19 protein-coding genes and 1 tRNA gene are annotated in these 17,960 nt (G+C 75.0%); 13 read left to right on the forward strand and 7 right to left on the reverse strand.

The annotated features are described in order from the left end of the window. Nucleotides 1-223 precede the first annotated feature (223 nt). The 7 genes from ABZ249_RS01825 to ABZ249_RS01855 all read left to right on the forward strand — a co-directional run bounded on the left by ABZ249_RS01825 (nucleotide 224) and on the right by ABZ249_RS01855 (nucleotide 7,274). The gene (locus ABZ249_RS01825; RefSeq protein ID WP_355255859.1) at nucleotides 224-1,471 is read left to right on the forward strand and encodes a helix-turn-helix transcriptional regulator; all 1,248 of its coding nucleotides are present in this window, start codon (nucleotides 224-226) and stop codon (nucleotides 1,469-1,471) included. A gap of 199 nt (nucleotides 1,472-1,670) precedes the next feature. Beyond that, nucleotides 1,671-2,174 (forward strand): hypothetical protein, encoded by a 504-nt coding sequence (locus tag ABZ249_RS01830; RefSeq protein ID WP_355255862.1) that lies wholly within the window; start codon nucleotides 1,671-1,673, stop codon nucleotides 2,172-2,174. 221 nt (nucleotides 2,175-2,395) lie between these two features. Next, entirely contained in the window at nucleotides 2,396-2,572 is a 177-nt protein-coding gene (locus ABZ249_RS01835) for a hypothetical protein (RefSeq protein WP_355255865.1), read from the forward strand. A gap of 119 nt (nucleotides 2,573-2,691) precedes the next feature. Next, nucleotides 2,692-3,288, forward strand: a complete 597-nt coding sequence (locus tag ABZ249_RS01840) for a TetR/AcrR family transcriptional regulator (protein WP_355255868.1) — start codon at nucleotides 2,692-2,694, stop codon at nucleotides 3,286-3,288. Between the two features lie 76 nt (nucleotides 3,289-3,364). Beyond that, nucleotides 3,365-4,612 (forward strand): MFS transporter, encoded by a 1,248-nt coding sequence (locus tag ABZ249_RS01845; protein WP_355255871.1) that lies wholly within the window; start codon nucleotides 3,365-3,367, stop codon nucleotides 4,610-4,612. Nucleotides 4,613-4,899: 287 nt separating this feature from the next. Continuing rightward, on the forward strand, nucleotides 4,900-6,690 hold the full coding sequence (locus ABZ249_RS01850; RefSeq protein WP_355255873.1) for a TIGR03767 family metallophosphoesterase: 1,791 nt from the start codon (nucleotides 4,900-4,902) through the stop codon (nucleotides 6,688-6,690). A 152-nt stretch (nucleotides 6,691-6,842) separates the two neighbouring features. Further along, the gene (locus tag ABZ249_RS01855) at nucleotides 6,843-7,274 is read left to right on the forward strand and encodes a methyltransferase domain-containing protein (protein ID WP_220562397.1); all 432 of its coding nucleotides are present in this window, start codon (nucleotides 6,843-6,845) and stop codon (nucleotides 7,272-7,274) included. A 38-nt stretch (nucleotides 7,275-7,312) separates the two neighbouring features. On the opposite strand, the gene ABZ249_RS01860 is transcribed toward ABZ249_RS01855, so the two are convergent. Next, nucleotides 7,313-7,795 (reverse strand): TipAS antibiotic-recognition domain-containing protein, encoded by a 483-nt coding sequence (locus tag ABZ249_RS01860; RefSeq protein ID WP_355255876.1) that lies wholly within the window; start codon nucleotides 7,793-7,795, stop codon nucleotides 7,313-7,315. 209 nt (nucleotides 7,796-8,004) lie between these two features. Between ABZ249_RS01860 and ABZ249_RS01865 the strand changes: the two genes are divergently transcribed. The 3 genes from ABZ249_RS01865 to ABZ249_RS01875 all read left to right on the forward strand — a co-directional run bounded on the left by ABZ249_RS01865 (nucleotide 8,005) and on the right by ABZ249_RS01875 (nucleotide 10,275). Beyond that, nucleotides 8,005-8,829 (forward strand): SAM-dependent methyltransferase, encoded by an 825-nt coding sequence (locus tag ABZ249_RS01865; RefSeq protein ID WP_355255879.1) that lies wholly within the window; start codon nucleotides 8,005-8,007, stop codon nucleotides 8,827-8,829. 91 nt (nucleotides 8,830-8,920) lie between these two features. After that, the gene (locus ABZ249_RS01870; protein WP_355255882.1) at nucleotides 8,921-9,757 is read left to right on the forward strand and encodes a DUF1963 domain-containing protein; all 837 of its coding nucleotides are present in this window, start codon (nucleotides 8,921-8,923) and stop codon (nucleotides 9,755-9,757) included. Nucleotides 9,758-9,870: 113 nt separating this feature from the next. Then, nucleotides 9,871-10,275, forward strand: a complete 405-nt coding sequence (locus tag ABZ249_RS01875) for a four-helix bundle copper-binding protein (protein ID WP_355255885.1) — start codon at nucleotides 9,871-9,873, stop codon at nucleotides 10,273-10,275. 91 nt (nucleotides 10,276-10,366) lie between these two features. Here the strand turns inward: ABZ249_RS01875 and ABZ249_RS01880 are convergent. The 3 genes from ABZ249_RS01880 to ABZ249_RS01890 form a co-directional block, all read right to left on the reverse strand. After that, nucleotides 10,367-10,440, reverse strand: a tRNA-Pro gene (locus ABZ249_RS01880). A gap of 96 nt (nucleotides 10,441-10,536) precedes the next feature. Next, a complete protein-coding gene (locus ABZ249_RS01885) occupies nucleotides 10,537-11,196 on the reverse strand; it encodes a dienelactone hydrolase family protein (protein ID WP_355255888.1) in 660 nt (219 codons plus the stop codon). Between the two features lie 85 nt (nucleotides 11,197-11,281). Next, nucleotides 11,282-11,647 carry a VOC family protein gene (locus ABZ249_RS01890; protein ID WP_355255891.1) on the reverse strand — a complete coding sequence of 122 codons (366 nt, stop codon included), beginning with the start codon at nucleotides 11,645-11,647 and terminating at the stop codon, nucleotides 11,282-11,284. A 166-nt stretch (nucleotides 11,648-11,813) separates the two neighbouring features. Here ABZ249_RS01890 and ABZ249_RS01895 point away from each other — a divergent pair, with 166 nt between their 5' ends. Both ABZ249_RS01895 and ABZ249_RS01900 read left to right on the forward strand, forming a co-directional pair. Continuing rightward, entirely contained in the window at nucleotides 11,814-12,752 is a 939-nt protein-coding gene (locus ABZ249_RS01895; RefSeq protein ID WP_220562408.1) for a helix-turn-helix domain-containing protein, read from the forward strand. Further along, on the forward strand, nucleotides 12,749-13,312 hold the full coding sequence (locus ABZ249_RS01900) for a dihydrofolate reductase family protein (RefSeq protein ID WP_355255894.1): 564 nt from the start codon (nucleotides 12,749-12,751) through the stop codon (nucleotides 13,310-13,312). Before ABZ249_RS01895 ends, ABZ249_RS01900 begins: the two co-directional genes overlap by 4 nt. On the opposite strand, the gene ABZ249_RS01905 is transcribed toward ABZ249_RS01900, so the two are convergent. After that, the gene (locus ABZ249_RS01905) at nucleotides 13,291-13,812 is read right to left on the reverse strand and encodes a DUF523 domain-containing protein (RefSeq protein WP_355256040.1); all 522 of its coding nucleotides are present in this window, start codon (nucleotides 13,810-13,812) and stop codon (nucleotides 13,291-13,293) included. The two genes, ABZ249_RS01900 and ABZ249_RS01905, sit on opposite strands and share 22 nt — an antisense overlap. Before the next feature lie 235 nt (nucleotides 13,813-14,047). Here ABZ249_RS01905 and ABZ249_RS01910 point away from each other — a divergent pair, with 235 nt between their 5' ends. Further along, entirely contained in the window at nucleotides 14,048-15,475 is a 1,428-nt protein-coding gene (locus tag ABZ249_RS01910) for an MFS transporter (RefSeq protein ID WP_355256043.1), read from the forward strand. Nucleotides 15,476-15,550: 75 nt separating this feature from the next. Here ABZ249_RS01910 and der read toward each other — a convergent pair whose 3' ends face one another. Both der and cmk read right to left on the reverse strand, forming a co-directional pair. Next, on the reverse strand, nucleotides 15,551-16,978 hold the full coding sequence (der, locus tag ABZ249_RS01915) for a ribosome biogenesis GTPase Der (protein WP_220562412.1): 1,428 nt from the start codon (nucleotides 16,976-16,978) through the stop codon (nucleotides 15,551-15,553). A gap of 243 nt (nucleotides 16,979-17,221) precedes the next feature. Further along, nucleotides 17,222-17,926 carry a (d)CMP kinase gene (gene cmk, locus ABZ249_RS01920; RefSeq protein ID WP_355255898.1) on the reverse strand — a complete coding sequence of 235 codons (705 nt, stop codon included), beginning with the start codon at nucleotides 17,924-17,926 and terminating at the stop codon, nucleotides 17,222-17,224. Nucleotides 17,927-17,960 lie beyond the last annotated feature (34 nt).

Below are 17,960 nucleotides of genomic sequence, written 5' to 3' on the forward strand. Positions count from 1 at the left end.
GCGATGTGCGGGTTCAGGGGTTCCGGGCCTTCGCACCACCGGTGCGCGATTCCACCCTGGTGCGCGATTCCACCCTCCGGCGGTCCGGCGACGGATCGTGGGGAAACCCTCCCGGAGCGTGCGCGCCGCCCCTACGCTGGTGCCGTCCGCCCGCGCGGCACGGCCGGCGCGGCACCGGCGGACGGCACGGGCCGCCGCGGCGGCGTATCGGGAAGGACTCCGCATGGCCTCCGACGGCATCGGGGAGATCGAGGAAACCGCCGGCTCCGACATCCCCTTCGGCACCCGCCTCAAGCTCCACCGCTCCCGCAGAGGGCTGACCCGCGAAGTCCTGGGCGGGCTGGTGGGCCGCTCGGCCTCCTGGGTGAAGGCCCTGGAGACCGGCCGCCTGGGCACCCCCAAGCTGCCGCTGCTGCTCAAGCTGGCGGACGCCCTGCGGATACGCGACCTGGCCGAGCTGACCGGGGCCGGGTCGATCCCGGTCGAGCCGTTCAGCGGCCCCGGGCACCGGCGCCTGCCCGCCGTGCGGGCGGCGGTCAACGCCTTCGCGCCCGACGCCGACCGCCCCGTGCCGGGGCTGCCCCACCTGCGGGCCCGGCTGCGCGGGGCGTGGCGGGCCCGGCACGCGGCCCCCGACCACCGCGAGGTGCTGGGCGCGCTGCTGCCGGAGCTGATCGAGGACGCGCAGGCCGCCGTGCACGCGGCGGACCGCGAGTCCCACCGGCGGGCCGCCCGCGCGGTACTGTCCGAGGTGTACTCGCTGGCGCAGTTCTTCATCGCCTACCAGCCCGCGCAGAGCCTGCTGTGGCGGGTGTGCGAGCGCGCCGTGGTGACCGCGCGCGAGGCCGACGACCCGCGCGCCCTGGGCATCGCCGCCTGGCTGATGGTCCAGGCGCACCGCGACGCCGGCGACTGGGACGCCGCGGACGCGGTGGCCGAGGGGGCGCTGGCGCACCTGGGCGCCCACCTGGACCGGCGGGATTCCGACGAGCTCCGGTCGCTGTGGGGCTCCCTGCAGTTCGAGGCCGGGTACACCGCCGCCCGGCGCGGCGAGAGCGGCGCGGCCTGGCACCGGTGGGACACGGCGCGGCGGGCCGCGGAGCGGCTTCCGGCGGGGTTCTACCACCCGGTCACCTCGTTCTCCCGGGCCGTCATGGGCGCGCACGCGGTGACGGTGGCGGTGGAGCTGCGCAACGGCGGCGAGGGGGTGCGCCAGTCGCTGCGGTCGGAGGCGCACACCATCCCGTCGCGGCCGCGGCGGGCCCGGCACCGGATCGAGCAGGCCCGGGCGTACCGGCTGGACGGGCGGGAGGGCGAGGCACTGCGGCTGCTGGCGCAGGCGCACGCGATCGCCCCGGAGACCATCCGCTACAACGGGCACGCCCGCGCCATGATCATGGAGGGCCTGCACTCGCGCGAGCACCGCGCGCGGGCGGCCGGACTGGCCGACCGGGTGGGCGTCCCGGCCTGAACCGCACCCGCCCCGCCGACCGGAGCGCCCGTGACCCGGTCTTTGCCCGGCAGGGGGCACATTCCCTACCCCCTGCGGGGCGCGGACCGGGTTAGCGTCGGTGGGGTCCCGGACCGGGAGGGGGTCCGGGACCCCACCGACGGTTTCGAGGAACACCGACGATGATGCGCATCGGCGGCCGCCCACGGGGGGCTCGCGAGTGAACGGCGGAGCGGTGACGCCCGCCCCCGGCGACAGGACCGCCTCCCGGGAGACGGCGCGGTCGGAGGACGGCGGGGCCGGGGAGGCCGTGAAGGCGGTGGTGGTCCACGACCGGGCGGAGATCGAGGCCTGGGCGCGGGCCCGGGGCGTCGCGGTCCGGCAGGTGGATGAGGACTGGGAGTCCATCACCTACGAGGCGGAGGCGGTGGAGCCGGGCGGGACGCGGGCCCGCTGCCGGTACCGGTACCCGATCCCGCGGCCGGCGGCGCTGCGCCGCCTGGCCCGGACCTACGTGGTGGGGATGGTGCACGACGCGGGACGGGCGCGCTGCCACCACGTGCGCCGGGTGATCCCGGTGGGCGCGACCGAAGACGAGCTGCGCCGCAACGCCGTCCTCGTCGCCTCGGCGCTGATCGACCTGCAACGCCATGAGCGCTGCGGCGCCAGCGTGGTCACCCTGACCGCGTACACGGTGGTGTCGGCCCTGGAGTGGAAGGGCTGACCCGGCGCCGGGCGGCGCCTGCGGCGGCGCGCGGCGCCGTGCCCCCGCACCGGTCCCTGGCCCTGCGGCACCCCGCCCGTGAGCCACGTCACCCGCATCCCACCGGCGACCCGTGCTAGGTTTCATATTGAAACGATCGGTTCAAAACGGATCGCCCCCGCGTTCCCACGGCCCTGCCCCGCCCTCCCCTGCACCCCTTCACGGATCGGACGACCGACGACATGAGCGACATCCTCGACGGCAAGCGGACCCTCGTGACCGGCGGAGGCCGCGGCATCGCGCCGGGCCGGTCCGGCGCCCCGGAGGAGATCGCCGAGGCGGCCGCCCGCCCGGTCTCGCCCTCGGCGGGGTACGCCACGGGCGCGCGCCCGGGCGTGGACGGGGGGTCCGACACCTGAACCCGCCGACCCGCCGCCCCCGCAGCCCACCGTCCGGCCCGCCCCTCCCCGCCCCTTCCTCCCCGGACCCGCGCACCGGTTCTGGTCCGAACGTTCCACAACCGGGTAGCGTGGCGTCCATGGGAAGACCACGGGGGTTCGACGAGGAGCAGGTGGTCAGGGCCGCCCGCGACGTGTTCTGGGAGAAGGGGTTCGACGGGACCTCCACGGCCGACCTGTGCGCGGCCACCGGACTGAACCGCTCCAGCCTGTACAACACGTTCCGGTCCAAGGAGCACCTGTTCCTCAGGGCCCTGGCGCGGTACACCGAGGACACCACCGACGGCCAGGTGGAACTCCTGGACGACGACGGCCTCAGCGGCCTGGACCGCATCCGGGCGCTGCTCGCCCGCATCGTGGACGACGCGGTGCGGATCCGGGAGGAGGGCCCCGGGTCGGGCTGCTTCGTGGTCAACACGACCACGTCGTTCGCCGCGCACGACCCGGCGGTCGCCCGGCTGCTCGGCACCGACCGCGACCGGCGCCTGGCGTCGCTGCGCACGGCCGTCCTGGCGGGCCGCGCCGACGGGTCGGTCCACCCGGACCGCGAGCCCGAGGCGACGGCCTGGTACATCGTCTCGGTGATCTCCGGCATCCGGGTGGCCGGGCAGTCCGGCGCCCGGCGGGAGGTCCTGGAGTCCGTCGCCGGGACCGCGGTCGAGGCGCTGCGGGCCTGAGCCCTGCCCCTTCCGGCCGGGCTTCGCACACCCCGATTTTGAAACGATCAGTACAAAAACCCAAAGGAGAGCCCCCGTGCCCCCTGCCGTGCCCCTCCTGGCACTCGGCCTGTTCACCATGGTCACCAGCGAGTTCCTGGTCGGCGGCCTCATGCCGCAGATGGCCGAGGACCTGGGGACCAGTGTCACCCGCATCGGCCACCTCATCACCGCGTTCGCCCTGGCCATGGCCCTGGGCGGCCCGGCCGCCGCCCTGGCGGTGCGCCGCCTGCGCCCCGACCGCGCCCTGCTGGCGCTGTTCGCCGTCTTCCTCCTGGGCAACGCCCTGGCCGCCCTCGCCTGGTCCTATCCCGCCGTGTTCGTCGCCCGGGTCCTCACCGGGGCGGCCGCCGGCGGCTTCTTCGGGGTGGCGGTGTCCACCGCCTCCCGCCTGGTCCCCGCTCACCTGCGCGGTCGCGCCGTCGGCACGGCCCTGCAGGGGGTGATGGTGGGCACCCTGCTGGGGCTCCCGCTGTCGACGCTCCTGGGCGGATGGCTCGGCTGGCGGGCCGCCTTCGCCGCCGTCGGCGTCCTCACCGTCGCGGTGGCCGCGGCCACCGCCCGCTACCTGCCCCGGCTGGAGCCGACCGCGGCCGGCCGCGGGCACGGCGGCGGGGTCGACGCCGGGGACGGCGTGGACGGCGCCGGGATCGCGAAGGGGACCGGGGCCGGCGAGGCCGCCGCGTTCCGCGACCCCCGCCTGTGGGCGGCCATGGCCACCTCCACCCTGATCATCGGCGCGACCTTCAGCGCGTTCAGCTACTTCACCCCGATCCTCACCGAGGTCACCGGCCTGCCCCGGGAGCTGGTCCCGCTGCTGCTGTTCGGCTACGGCGCGGCCACGGTCGCGGGCACCGCCGTGGTGGGCCGGCTGGCCTCCTCCCACGCGGTCGCCGCCATCGTGGCGGGGCTGGCCCTCAACACCGTGTTCCTGACCGGGTTCGCCCTGTTCGCCGCGTCCCCGGTCCCGGCGCTGATCGCCATGGCGGGCATCGGCCTGGTCGGCATCACCCTCAACCCGGCGATGGTCACCCGCGTGCAGCGGGTGGGCGGGGCCGGGACCATGGTCAACACCGCGCACAGCTCGTTCATCACCCTGGGCGTGGTGGTCGGCTCCTGGGCGGGCGGGGAGGGCATCGCGGCCTTCGGGCTGCGCGCGCCCCTGTGGATCGGCGCCGCGCTCGCGCTGCTCGCCCTGCTCGCGATGGCGCCCGCGGTCCTGGCCTCCCGGCGGTCCGGCTCCCCCGCCGGGGCGGCGGCGGTGTCCGCATCCGGCCAGATATGAAAAACCCTCACCTTTATGACGGTTCACCGAGGCCGCCGCGAACGGCCGGCCACCGGGCTCCGACACCGCGGTGACCGGCCGGGACACACGCGGGGTCGGCGCTCCGTCACCGAGCGTTCCCGATCCGGAGCCGAACCGGGAATCGTACCCACCGGCCCCGCGCCCCTCCCCGCGGGGGTGCGGGTCCCCGCCCGCACCCCCGTTGCCAACGGGCCGGTCCCGGTCTTCAATGACGACGCCCCGTCCCCCGCAAGGCCCGCCCCCCGGGCCGAAAGGACACCGTGCCCATGGCCTCCCTCGACCGCCGCCGCTTCCTCCTGGGGAGCGGCCTCCTGGGGACCGCAGCCGGGCTGGGCCTGGCCGCCCTGCCCACCGCCCCCGCGCACGCACTCGACGCCGCCTCCCTCGACCGACTCGTCCGCCGGAGCCTGGCCCGGGCCGCCGCCCCCGAGGGCACCACCCTGGTCCAGGCCGCCGCGGCCGTCGGCGACGGCTACCGCCTCCTGTCCGCGGGCCCCGGCTGGCCGCTGGAGGTCCGCGAGGACCTCGTCCCGGCCTGGTCCGGCCGCGACGACCGGCGCGTCCCCCTGGCCGCGTTCGTCCAGTTCACCGACCTGCACATCGTGGACGCCCAGAGCCCGGTCCGCTTCGAGTACACCCACCCCCTGCTCGGCTCCAGCGCCCACCGCCCGCAGGAGACCCTGTCCGCCGTCGGCGCCTCCGCGCTGGTCTCCCGGGTGAACTCCCTGCGGGTCGGGCCGATCACCGGGCGCCCCTTCGACTTCGTCATGACCACCGGCGACAACACCGACAACCACGAGCTGATCGAACTCGACTGGCTCATGGCCGTGTTCAACGGCGGAGACCTCACCCCCGACACCGGCGACCCGAGCCGCTACGAGGGCGTCCAGGACAGCGGGTCCGAGCTGTACTGGCACCCCGAGCGCGACCTCGCCGACCGCTACAAGGCCGACCACGGCTTCCCCGTCCTGCCCGGGTTCCTGGCCGCCGCCCGGGCCGGGTTCCGCGCCCCCGGGCTCGACGTCCCCTGGTACTGCACCATCGGCAACCACGACGACACCCCGGCCGGATCCCTGCCCGCCGGGACCCTGACCGAGTGCTTCACCGGCGACCGCAAGATCATGTACACCGACGACCGGGCCGCCGCCCGCACCGCCGAGGCCATGACCGAGGCCGACAGCGTCGGCGAACTGCCCGCCGCCGTCGAGGGGCTGGCCGAGCCGGGGGCGGCGACCGCGGCCGGGTCGATCGTCTCCACCGTCACGGCCGACGAGCGCCGCGCCCCCTTCGACACGGCCGGGTTCGTCGCCGCCCACCGCGACGGGGCCAACACCGGCCCCGGGCCGGTCGGCCACGGCTTCACCGAGGAGAACGCCGACGGGGTGGACTGCTTCTACACGTTCACCATCGCCGAGGGCGTGACCGGGATCAGCCTCGACACCACCACCCTCGCCGGGCTGGCCAACGGCTCGATCGGGCACACCCAGTACCGCTGGCTGGAGAACACCCTGCGCGCGGGCAGCCCGGTCTACTACGACCTCCTCGGGCGGCGGCGCTCCCAGCAGGTGACCGGCGAGCTGTTCGTACTGTTCAGCCACCACACCAGCGACACCATGGACAACCCGCTGCCGGACCGGCGCCGCCCCGCCGAGCTGCGCTACACGGGCGGGGTGCTGGTGTCGCTGCTCAAGCGGTACCCCAACGTCCTGGCCTGGGTGAACGGGCACACCCACCGCAACACCGTGCGGGCGCACACCGCCGACCGCCCCGAGTGCGGGTTCTGGGAGATCAACACCGCCTCGCACATCGACCACCCGCAGCTGGCCCGCTGCATCGAGATCGTGGACAACGCCGACGGCACGGTGTCGCTGTTCACCACGCTCATCGAGGCGGACAGCCCCTACCGGGTGGAGCACGGCGACTTCTCGGCGGACGGCCTGGCCTCGCTGTACCGGGAGCTGTCGGTCAACGACCCCTACGCCGACGGCGCGAACCTGGGCTCGGCCCGCGACCGCAACGTCGAGCTCCTCGTCCCCGCCGTCCCCCCGACCCGCTAGCCCCCGACCGGCGGTTCCCGGGCGTCCCGCCGTGCCGACCGCGGCACGGCGGGACGCGGGGCGGAGGAGCCCGGCACGGCGGGACGGCGGGGCAGAGGAACCCTGCACGGCGGAACCCGCCGCGGCGGCCGCCGTCCGCCTACCATGTCCGCATGAGCGCCTTGTCCCCACGGCTGCGGGCGGTCGTCGACGCCCTCCCGCTGCGTCCCGGTCTGCGCGTGATCGAGATCGGCTGCGGCCCGGGCGCCGCGGCGCGCGAGGTCGCGCACCGGGTCGGCCCGGACGGCCACGTGCTCGCGGTCGACCGCTCCGCCGCCGCGATCGCGCAGCTCACCCGCTCGGCGCCGGACCTGATCGCGGCGGGCCTGCTCACCGCCCGGCAGGGCACCGCCGAGCAACTGGAGCTCGCCGAGGGCGAGGAGCCCTACGACCTCGCCTTCGCCGTCCGGGTGGGCGCGTTCGACGGGCGCCACCCCCGCGCCGGCGCGCTCGCGCTCGAACGGCTCGCCCGCGCCCTCGTGCCGGGAGGCGTGCTGCTCATCGACGGCGGCGACCCGCTGCGCGAGGTGGCCCTGCCCTCCTGACCCGCCGCCGGCCGACGGCACCCCGGGGCCGGACCGGCTCAGCCCCCTTCCCGCGCCCGTTCCCGCCGCCGGGCCCGCTCCGCGTTCGCGACGATCGCGGCCCGCAGCCACTCCGCGGCGCCGGGGGCGGTGTTCTCCTCGATGCCCTGCCGGTACCTCTCGTCCTGGACGTAGAGCTCGCTCTTGGTCACGTGGAACCCGTGGTCCATCGCGTAGAACCACCGCGACACGTGGAGCCGGGACGCCTCCGCGACGTCCATCGCCTCCGTGCCGCGCGGGTCCGCGCCGGCGGCCATCAGTTCGCGGATCCTCGCCTCGATGGCCGCGTTGTCCCGGTTGATCCGCTCCCACTCGGCCCGGCCGTACCCGGCGACGCGCCGGGCGGAGTCGGCGTACGCCTCGGTGCCGCCCCACCGGTGTTCGACCTCGTCGAGGTACTCCTCCTCGCGGTCCGCGAAACCGCCCCAGACCTCGCGCTTGTCGTCGTCCGACAGCGGGGACCCCGCTTCTCTCCTCGTCATGCCGCCATGGTGCGCCCTGACGCCGCGTCGGGGTCAAGTGCTCGGCGACCGGGCCCCACGTGTTCCGCGGGCGGCGCGGCGGATCCGGCGGGTGCGGTGTCGTCTAGTGTGGGGGCGAACGAGAACCCCGCCGTGGCCGGGCTTTGCGGCGTTCGGACGCCGACGGCCCGCCTCCGCGGCGGCCCCCTGCGCACCGAGGTGGTTGCCCCATGACCGACGCCCCGTCCCCGTCCTCCCCCGCGGGCTCCGACGACCGCCCCCCGGCCATCGACACCACCCGGACCCACTCGGCCCGGATCTGGAACTACTGGATGGGCGGCAAGGACCACTACCCGATCGACCGGATCGCGGGCGACGCGGTGGCCGAGGGCTTCCCGGAGATCGTGGACCTGGCCCGCACCAGCCGGAAGTTCCTCATCCGCGTCGTCACCCACCTGACGCGGGACGTGGGCATCCGCCAGTTCCTCGACATCGGCACCGGGATGCCCACCGCCGACAACACCCACGAGGTCGCCCAGTCGATCGCCCCGGAGTGCCGGGTGGTCTACGTGGACAACGACCCCCTCGTGCTCGCGCACGCGCGCGCCCTGCTGGTCGGCACCCCCGAGGGGGCCACCGACTACATCGACGCCGACCTGCGCGACCCCGACACGATCCTGGAGCGCGCCGCCAAGACCCTGGACTTCGACCAGCCCGTCGCGCTCATGCTCATGGGGATCCTGGGCCACATCCCCGAGGACGACGTCCAGCCGATCGTGCGCCGCCTGCTGGACGCCCTGCCCTCCGGCAGCTACCTGGCCAGCTACGACGGCGCCAACACCAGCGAGGCCTACAACAGGGCCATCGAGGCCGGCAACGAGCAGGGCGACGTCCCGTACCTGCTGCGCAGCCCGGAGTTCATCGCCGCCCGGTTCGAGGGCCTGGAGCTGCTCGAACCCGGTGTGGTGCCCTGCCCCCGGTGGCGCCCGGCGCCCCTGGAGGCCCACACCAAGCGCGGCCTGGACCAGTACGGCGGCGTCGGCCGCAAGCCCTGACCCCGAGGCCCGGGCGAGCGGTGCCGTGGCGGCGGCGCCGCCCGCCCGGACCGGGGGCGGGAACGTCCGCCGCAGGGTCTACGGTGTCCGCGTGACGAACGGAACGGACGAGACCGTGGACAGGGTGCGGCGTTTCCGCGCCGGAGCAGCGGAGCGGGGCCTGCCGCCGGACGCCGCGGAGAGGTGGGTGCGGTCCCTCCGGCACGCGGCGTACCTGGCGGACGGCGGCGACGGACCGGTGGCGGCCCGCCTGGGCGGGCGGCCGCGGCTGCCGCACGGGGCGCCCGTGCCCCCGCACGGCTTCGTCGCCTCCGTCGACTGCGCCCTCCTGCGCGCGGACGCCACCGACCTGCCGCTGCCCGCCGACGGCCACCTGCTGTTCTTCGCCGTGCCGGACATCGACTTCACGGGGCGCCGCGAGGACGTGGTGCGGTACGTCCCCGCCGGGACGGCGACGGCCGAGCTCCCCGACGGCGAGGGCAGGGAGCTCTTCCCCGGGCGGGAGCTGCGCACGGTGGCGTACGCGTCCAGCGCCCAGGAGTCCGGGAGCTTCACCAGGAGTCAGTACGGGGATCCCCCGCCCCAGGACGAGTACGAGCGGACCTACAGGCTGTCCGAGGCGTGGCAGGCCGCGGGCGGTGACGGCGGCGGCGACTGGCGCCTACAGCTGGGCGGCCACCCTCTGGTCCCCGACATCGACCCCCTGGAGGGCCTCCGCGGCTACGACCCGGACGAGGAGGGCTCCGAGCGCACCCGCACGGGCGGCCGCGACGACTGGACGCTGCTGGCCACCTGGCGCTGCGGCGACGACGCCCTGGACGAGGTCGGGCTGGACGGGCTCGTGGTCCACTGGCTGGTCCTGCGCCGGGACCTGGCCGCCCTGCGCCTGGACCGGGTGCTCACCTTCGTGGACATGTGGGCCCCGTAGGGAGCACGACCCCCTGACCTGGGACGCGGCGTTTACCGCCGCGTCCGGCGGTCAGTGGCGAACAGGACGGGGTCCGGCGTCCGGGCCGGAGCCCCACTGTGCCAGGAGGCGTCATGAGTACGGCGGGTCGGATGCTGGAGAGCCACCCCGGGGGTCCGGGCGGGGTGGACGGCGAGAAGCTGCGGGTGTGCATCGAGGCGTGCTTCGAATGCGCCCAGGCCTGTACCGCCTGCGCGGACGCCTGCCTGGGCGAGGAGGCGGTCGCGGAGCTGGTCACGTGCGTGCGCACCGACCTCGACTGCGCCGACCTGTGCGAGACCACCGGTCGGGTGATCTCGCGCCGCACCGGCCACGACGCCGACGTCGCCCGCGCGGTGCTGGAGGCCTGCGCGCTGGCCTGCGAGAGCTGCGCCGACGAGTGCGAACGGCACGCCTCCATGCACGAGCACTGCCGGGTGTGCGCCGAGGCGTGCCGCCGCTGCGCCCGGGCCTGCCGGGAGCTGGCCGGCTCCCTGTGACCGGCCGGGGCGCCAGCGCCCCGGCCCGCGCGTCGGACACACGCCCGGAACACGAAGAAGGGCGTTCACTCGCGTGAACGCCCTTCGCCTGTCGGGACGGCGGGATTTGAACCCACGACCCCTTGACCCCCAGTCAAGTGCGCTGCCAAACTGCGCTACGTCCCGTCGGGCCAGGCCGCTGGCCTCGCCGACGGGAAAGACTCTATCGCATCCACCGGACCCTCCGCACCGCAATTGCGGGTGCGCGGCGCCGCACCCCCCTCATTCCCCGCGTCCGCCCATCGCGCGGGCGAACCAGGCGGAGGCGGCGCGGGCCGCCTCCTCCAGGGCGCCCTCCTCCTCGAACAGGTGCCCGGCGCCGGGGACCACGTGGATCCGGCCGGGCCCGCCGAGTTCGCCGAGGGCGCGCTCGTTGAGTTCCAGCACACGCGTGTCCGCGCCGCCGACGACGAACAGGACCGGGGCGCGCACCCGCCGCAGCGCCTCCTCGCCGGCCAGGTCGGGGCGGCCGCCGCGGGAGACCACGGCGGCCACCCGTCCGGGGCGCTCGGCCGCGCACCGCAGGGCCGCGGCGGCCCCCGTGCTGGCGCCGAACAGCCCGACCGGCAGCCCCGCCGTGCCCTCCCACTCCGCCAGCCGGTCCACCGCGCCCGTGAGGCGCCCGGTGAGCAGACCGATGTCGAAGCGCAGCCCGGCCGTGGCCCGGTCGACGCGCTCCTCCTCGGGGGTGAGCAGGTCGAACAGCAGCGTCGCGATCCCCTCGTCCCGCAGGACGGCGGCGACGGCCCGGTTGCGGGGGCTGCGCCGGGAGCTGCCGCTGCCGTGGGCGAAGGCCACCGCGCCGACGGCGGCGGGCGGCAGGTCCAGGTCCCCGTCGAGTGCGGCGTCCGCGGTGTGCACCGTCACTTCACGCCCGCTCATGGCGTCTCCTCCCGGCCGGTCCCCTCGACGGGTCCGCTACCCCCGGGCCCGGAACGCACACACGCGGCCCCGCCTCCCGGGCCGGTCATCCGCCCAGGGTGCCGTCGAGCCGCTCGACCAGGCAGAACTCGTTGCCCTCGGGGTCGGCCAGGACCGCCAGCAGGTGACCGTCCTCCTCGAAGACGGGCCGCAGCACCCGCGCGCCCAGGGCGCGGACCCGCGCGATCTCGGCCTCCACGTCGTGGACGACCATGTCCAGGTGCATCCGGTTCTTGCCCGCCTTGGGCTCGGGCACCTGTTGCAGCAGCAGGTCGGGCCACCGCCCGCCCGGGTCGCGCAGCGCCAGGTACGGGCCGTGCTGCGCCTCCTCCCGCTCGAAGCCGAGCACGGCGCACCAGAAGTCGGCCGCGGCCCGCAGGTCGCCGGTGTCGAGTACGCAGACCAGTCGCATGTGCCCTCCGCTCCTCCGCGGGGCCGAAGGCCCGGTGCCCCCGGCCGGATGCGGCACACCCTACGCCGCGGCGGCGCGGCCGCCCACCGCCCGCGCGGGCCCGCCCCGACACGGGTGCGCAAGAACGGTCAAGCGCCGCCCGGGGCCGCCCGAACATACTGGTCCCATGACCGAACCCACCACCGGCCGGGACCGGCTCCGCGAGCTCCTCGACGCGGTCCTGGCTGACGAGGACGGCGGTGAGGGCACCGCCTTGGCCGCCATGGCCGAGCGGGCCTACAGCTCGCCGTTCCACTTCTCCCGGCGGCTGAGCCGCGACACCGGGGAGTCACCCGTGGCGCTGCGCCGCCGGGTGCTGCTGGAGCGGGCCGCCTGGCAGATCCGGCAGGGGTCCAGCGTCACCGACGCCGCGTTCGCCGCGGGCTACCGGTCGGTGGAGGGGTTCATCCGCGCGTTCGGGCGGGCCTTCGGGCACCCGCCGGGGGCGACCACCTCCGGCAGCGGCACCTGGCTGCCCGCGCCGAACGGCATCCACTTCCACCCCCCGATCCACCTGTGGATCGAGTCGCCACCCCAGGAGCGCCCCGCGATGGACGTCGTGTCCCTGCAGGTCCACCACGACATCGCCGACACCGGTCGGCTGATCGAGGCGGCCTCCGGGCTGTCGGAGGAGGCCTACCGCAGGGTGCACGCCCCCGGATGGACCGTCCTCACCTGGGACGGGCCCGAGGAGTCGATCGCCGCCGTCCTGGACCACCTGGTGTGGGCCAAGGAGGTGTGGTGCGCGTCCGTCGACGGCACGGACTTCCCCGAGCGCGGCGGCGACGGCCTGGAGGAGCTCGCCGAGCGGCACCGGGTGATCGGCCCGCACTGGGTGGCGACGGTCGAGGGCATCGGCCGCCGCGGCGCCTGGGGCGACCGCCTGGTCGACGCCCTGTGCGATCCGCCGGAGAGCTTCGTGCTGGGGTCGGTGGTCGCGCACGTCCTGACGTACGCGGCGCACCGCAGGCAGCTGGTGCGGCACATGCTGCGCGCCGAGGGGGTGGAGGTGGACCACGGGGATCCCATCGAGTGGTTGCAGGACCGATACGGAGGCACATCATGACCCGGACCGTCTACAACACCGCGACGAGCCTGGACGGCTTCCTCGCCACGGAGGACCATTCGCTGGAGTGGCTGTTCGCCGCGGAGGCCGAGGGCGTGGCGCAGGGCGAGAGCGCAGAGAGCGAGGTCGAGGAGTTCATGAAGGGGGTCGGCGCCGTCCTCATGGGGGCCACGACCTACGAGTGGGTGCACCGGCACGAGGGCGACAAGGACTGGGCCTACGACATGCCGTCCTGGGTGCTGACCCACCGGGAGCTGCCGCCGTTCAAGGGCGCGAACGACATCCGGTTCGCGGCCGCCGACTCCGACGACGAGCTGCGGGCCCTGCACGCGAAGGTGGTGGAGTCGGCCGGGGGCAAGGACCTGTGGCTGCTCGGCGGCGGCCGGATCGCCGCGGACCTGGCCCGGCTGGGCCTGCTGGACGAGGTGATCGTGTCCATCGCCCCGGTCACGCTGGGGTCGGGCGCCCCGCTGCTGGCGGGCCGGGTGGACCTCCGGCCGCTGGACGTGCACCGGACGGGGGCCTTCGCCTGCGCCCGCTACGAGGTCGTGCGCTCCTGAGCCCGGCCGTCGCCGGCGCCCCGCAGGCGGGCGTCGGCGGCGGCGAGCCCGTGCTCGTTGAAGACCGCGACGCCGTTCCCGGCCAGCAGGTGGGCGGTGACCCCGCGCCCGACGCGCTTCCGCCCGGTGAAGGTGCCGTCGTAGACCTCGTGGAGCCCGCAGGAGGGGCTGGACTCCTTCAGAACGGCCACGGTCGCCCCGCGCTCGCGTGCGAAGGCCAGGGCGGCGCGGGCCCCCGCGACGAAGTACGCGGTGACGTCGTCGCCGTCGGGGGTGAGGATGCGGGCCCCGCCGTCGAGCACGTCGGCGGCGGTGGCCCCGGGCTCGATCTCGGCGGGCGGCCGCGGCACGGGCAGCCCGCCCGCCACCTCGGGGCAGTGCACCACCATGCGCCCCTCGGCGCGCCAGCGGTCGAGCAGGGCGTCGTCGACGGTCTTGGCGCGGCCGTCGTAGCGGACCGGGCGGCCCGCCAGGCAGGCGCTGACCAGGACCTTGTCCATGTTCCTCTCCTCCCGGGCGACACCGACCACGTTACCGCTCCTCCGTCACCGCCCCTCCGCGCCGGAGGCATGGGGCGACACGGACGGAACACCCCGACAATCCAGGCAATATCACACAAGGTCGCTATCGTGTTGCTTTGAGTGATTTCATGGAGGGGGACACGTGAGCGAGAACCGGCCCGGGGAGCAGCCCGGGAATCCGCCGGGCGAGGCGGCCGCGAAGCAGCCGGCGGCGCTGGCCACCGAGCACCGCACCACCCGCAAGGCCGTCACCGCCGCCGCGATCGGCAACGCCACCGAGTGGTACGACTTCGGCGTTTACAGCTACCTGGCCGTCACCATCGGCCTGGTGTTCTACCCCTCGCAGTCCCAGGGCGTGCAGCTCATCGCCACCTTCACCACGTTCGCCGCGGCCTTCCTCGTGCGCCCGCTCGGCGGCCTGTTCTTCGGCCCGCTGGGCGACCGGATCGGCCGCAAGCACGTGCTGGCCTTCACCATGCTGCTCATGGCGGTCAGCACGTTCTGCATCGGGCTCATCCCCTCGGCCGCCACCATCGGCATCGCCGCGCCGGTCCTGCTGCTCGTCGCCCGCATGCTCCAGGGCTTCTCCACCGGCGGCGAGTACGGCGGCGCCACCACCTTCATCGCCGAGTACGCGCCCGACAAGCGCCGCGGCTTCCTCTCCTCCTGGCTGGAGTTCGGCACCGTCAGCGGGTACGTGGGCGGCGCCGCCATCGTCACCGTCCTGACCCTGCTGCTGAGCCCGGACACCATGCTCGCCTGGGGCTGGCGCATCCCCTTCCTGCTCGCCCTGCCGCTCGGCGCCGTCGGCCTCTACCTGCGGGTCAAGCTGGAGGAGACACCGGTGTTCTCCGACAGCGCCGAGCACGCCGAGGGGTTCGCCAAGGACCCCGAGGGGCACCGCCGCAAGGGGCAGCTGCGCGAGACCGTCGTCGGCCAGTGGCGGAACATGCTGCTGTGCATCGGCCTGGTGCTCGTGTTCAACGTCAACAACTACATGGTGACGGCGTACATGCCCACCTACCTGGAGGCCGAGCTGGGGTACGGCTCGACCGCGGCCCTGCTGCTCACCCTGGCCGCGATGGTCCTCATGCTGGTCGCCGTCACCGGGTTCGGGCGGCTCAGCGACCGGGTGGGGCGCAGGCCCGTGCTGCTGTCGGGCAGCCTGTTCTCCATCGTGCTCACCCTGCCCGCGTTCTGGCTGCTGCAGACCGGCAACCCGGCGGGGGTGGCCCTGGGCATCGTGGTGCTGGCGATCACCCTGGTGCACTTCTCCGGCGCCGCCCCGGCGACGCTCCCGGCGTTCTTCCCGACCAGCGTCCGCTACGGCGCGCTGGCGATCAGCTTCAACATCTCGGTGGCGCTGTTCGGCGGCACCACCCCGCTGGTGGCCGAGTCGCTGGTGCAGTCCACCGGCAACCTCTACTCGCCCGCCTGGCCGGTGATGGCGGCCGGCGCCGTCGGCCTGGTCGTGGTGTGGCGGATGAAGGAGAGCGCCGGGCGCCCGCTGCCGGGCGCGCCCGCCATCCCCGTGCCCGAGCACACCCCGGGCGGCACCCGGCTGCCCTACCCGCGCCCCACCGGCGAGAGCGGGCCCCACGTGCCGCCCAGCAACGTGCGCAGGCTGCCCTCCGAGTCCTGAGCCGCGGACAGGCGAAGGGGGCGCCTCCCTGCCGGGAGGCGCCCCCTTCGGCGTCCGGGCCGCGCCCGTGCGCGGTCAGCGGCGGCGGCGCTGGCGGTCCGGGCGCACACTGCCCTTGGACGCCTTGCCCACGGGCCCGCCCTTCTTCTCCCGGATCCGCATGCTGATGTGGATCGGCGAGCCCTCGAACCCGAAGTCCTCGCGCAGGCGCCGCTCGATGAACCGCCGGTAGTTGTCCTCCAGGAACCCGGTGGTGAACAGCACGAACTGCGGCGGCTTCGCCCCCGCCTGCGTCGCGAACAGGATCTTGGGCTGCTTGCCTCCGCGCACCGGCGGCGGGGTCGCCGCCACCAGCTCCTTGAGCCAGTTGTTCAGCTGCCCCGTCGGGATGCGCTGGGACCAGCCGGCCAGGCTCGTCTCGATCGCCGGGACCAGCTTCTCCATGTGGCGGCCGGTCCGGGCGGAGATGTTCACCCGGGGCGCCCAGGCGACCCGCGCCAGCTGGCGGTCGATCTCCTTCTCCAGGTAGATCCGGCGCTCCTCGTCGAGGATGTCCCACTTGTTGAACGCCAGCACCAGGCCGCGGCCGGCCTCCACCACCTGCTCGACCACGCGGATGTCCTGCTCGGCCAGCGGCTCGCTGACGTCCATCAGGACCACCGCGACCTCGGCCCGCTCCAGGGCGGTGCCGGTGCGCATGGTGGCGTAGTAGTCGGCGCCCTGGAGGGCGCGGAACCGGCGGCGGATGCCGGCGGTGTCGATGAACTTCCAGGTCTTGCCGCCCAGCTCGATCAGCTCGTCGACGGCGTCGCGGGTGGTGCCCGCCACCGAGTCCACGACCACGCGGTCCTCGCCGGCGAGCCGGTTGAGGAGGCTGGACTTGCCCACGTTCGGGCGCCCCAGCAGGGCCACCCGCGGCGGGCCGTCCTCGGTCTCGGGCGCCTCGGCCTCCCGGGCCTGCTCGGGGAAGGCCGCCACGACGGCGTCCAGCAGGTCGCCGGTGCCGCGGCCGTGCAGGGCGCTGATGGGGTAGGGCTCGCCCACGCCCAGGTTCCACAGCTCCAGCGCGTCGGACTCCTGCATGCTGCCGTCGACCTTGTTGGCCGCCAGCACCACGGGCCGGTTGGTGGCGCGCAGCACGCGGGTGACGGCCTCGTCGGCGTCGGTGATGCCGACCGTGGCGTCCACCACGAACAGGACCACGTCGGCGGTCTGCGCCGCGTATTCGGCCTGGCGGGCGACCATCGCGGCCAGCCCGCTGACGCTGGTCTCCCAGCCGCCGGTGTCCACCAGGGTGAACTGGGTGCTCTGCCACTCGGCGTCGTAGGCGACCCGGTCCCGGGTCACCCCCGGCACGTCCTCGACCACGGCCTCGCGGCGGCCGATGATGCGGTTGACGAGACTGGACTTGCCCACGTTGGGGCGGCCCACCACGGCCACCACCGGCAGCGGGGCGGTCTCGCCCCCGGTGCCGATGTCGGCGTTCTCGAAGTCGTCGTTCACGTACTGCTCCCGGTCCTTGAGTCCCCGCGCGCCCAGGATGCGTGCCGCGGGGAGTGCGAAAGCCGACCGGCCGCGCCCGTGCGATACGGGGCGGCCCGATCGGCGCGGACGCCGTCGGCGTCCGCGTGTGTACCGCGAAGGGCAACCTCCGCGGGTGTCCGTGTGTTCCCCCCGGTGTCCGATGTCACCCCGCGCTCACGGGGCCGGACCGGGGAGGGGCGGCCCCTGCGGGCGCCCGGAGGGTCAGGCGCGGGCCGCCGCGGCGGCCTCGTCGACGAGCTTGACGACCAGGGCGACGACCTCGTCCAGGTCCAGCCCGGTGGTGTCCAGCTCGGCGGTGTCAGAAGTCAGCGTCAGCGGCGAGTGGGCGCGGCTGGAGTCCAGCTTGTCCCGCAGCTCCAGGGCGGCCTGGGTGCCGGCCACGTCGCCGGTGCGGATCTCCTTGCTGCGGCGCTGCGCGCGGGCCTCCGCGCTGGCGGTGATGAACAGCTTCACCGGGGCGTCGGGGGCGACCACCGTGGTGATGTCGCGGCCCTCCACCACGATGCCCGCGCACTCGCGCCGGGCGGCGTCGATGATCTCCCGCTGGGCGCTCACCAGCAGCTCACGGGCCTGCGGCACCGCCGAGACGGCGCTGACACTGCCGGTGACCTCCTTGGTGCGGATCTCCACGGCCACGTCGCGGCCGTCGACGGACACCGTCGGGGCGGCCGGGTCGGTGCCCATCTCGATGACCGGGCGCCCGACGGCGGCGGCCACCGCGGCGGAGTCGTGCACGTCCACGCCGTTGTCGAGCATCCACCAGGTCAGCGCGCGGTACATGGCGCCGGTGTCGAGGTAGCGCAGGCCGCGCGCCCTGGCCACACCCTTGGAGGTGCTCGACTTGCCCGACCCGGAGGGACCGTCGATCGCGATGACGATGCCCTCGGTGCTGCCCTGCCCGCTCACGTGATCCTGCCTCTACCGCTCGTCGTACTGCCGA

This window comes from Nocardiopsis sp. NPDC006139, assembly GCF_040614155.1.
Taxonomy (GTDB): domain Bacteria; phylum Actinomycetota; class Actinomycetes; order Streptosporangiales; family Streptosporangiaceae; genus Nocardiopsis; species Nocardiopsis changdeensis.

Excerpts from the sequence above, each read along its gene's own strand:
- ABZ249_RS01825 (WP_355255859.1), top strand. The coding sequence starts at position 224 with ATGGCCTCCGACGGCATCGGGGAGATCGAGGAAACCGCCGGCTCCGAC.
- ABZ249_RS01835 (WP_355255865.1), top strand. The coding sequence starts at position 2,396 with ATGAGCGACATCCTCGACGGCAAGCGGACCCTCGTGACCGGCGGAGGC.
- ABZ249_RS01840 (WP_355255868.1), top strand. The coding sequence starts at position 2,692 with ATGGGAAGACCACGGGGGTTCGACGAGGAGCAGGTGGTCAGGGCCGCC.
- ABZ249_RS01850 (WP_355255873.1), top strand. The coding sequence starts at position 4,900 with ATGGCCTCCCTCGACCGCCGCCGCTTCCTCCTGGGGAGCGGCCTCCTG.
- ABZ249_RS01855 (WP_220562397.1), top strand. The coding sequence starts at position 6,843 with ATGAGCGCCTTGTCCCCACGGCTGCGGGCGGTCGTCGACGCCCTCCCG.
- ABZ249_RS01860 (WP_355255876.1), bottom strand. The coding sequence starts at position 7,795 with ATGACGAGGAGAGAAGCGGGGTCCCCGCTGTCGGACGACGACAAGCGC.
- ABZ249_RS01865 (WP_355255879.1), top strand. The coding sequence starts at position 8,005 with ATGACCGACGCCCCGTCCCCGTCCTCCCCCGCGGGCTCCGACGACCGC.
- ABZ249_RS01875 (WP_355255885.1), top strand. The coding sequence starts at position 9,871 with ATGAGTACGGCGGGTCGGATGCTGGAGAGCCACCCCGGGGGTCCGGGC.
- ABZ249_RS01885 (WP_355255888.1), bottom strand. The coding sequence starts at position 11,196 with ATGAGCGGGCGTGAAGTGACGGTGCACACCGCGGACGCCGCACTCGAC.
- ABZ249_RS01890 (WP_355255891.1), bottom strand. The coding sequence starts at position 11,647 with ATGCGACTGGTCTGCGTACTCGACACCGGCGACCTGCGGGCCGCGGCC.
- ABZ249_RS01895 (WP_220562408.1), top strand. The coding sequence starts at position 11,814 with ATGACCGAACCCACCACCGGCCGGGACCGGCTCCGCGAGCTCCTCGAC.
- ABZ249_RS01900 (WP_355255894.1), top strand. The coding sequence starts at position 12,749 with ATGACCCGGACCGTCTACAACACCGCGACGAGCCTGGACGGCTTCCTC.
- ABZ249_RS01905 (WP_355256040.1), bottom strand. The coding sequence starts at position 13,812 with ATGGACAAGGTCCTGGTCAGCGCCTGCCTGGCGGGCCGCCCGGTCCGC.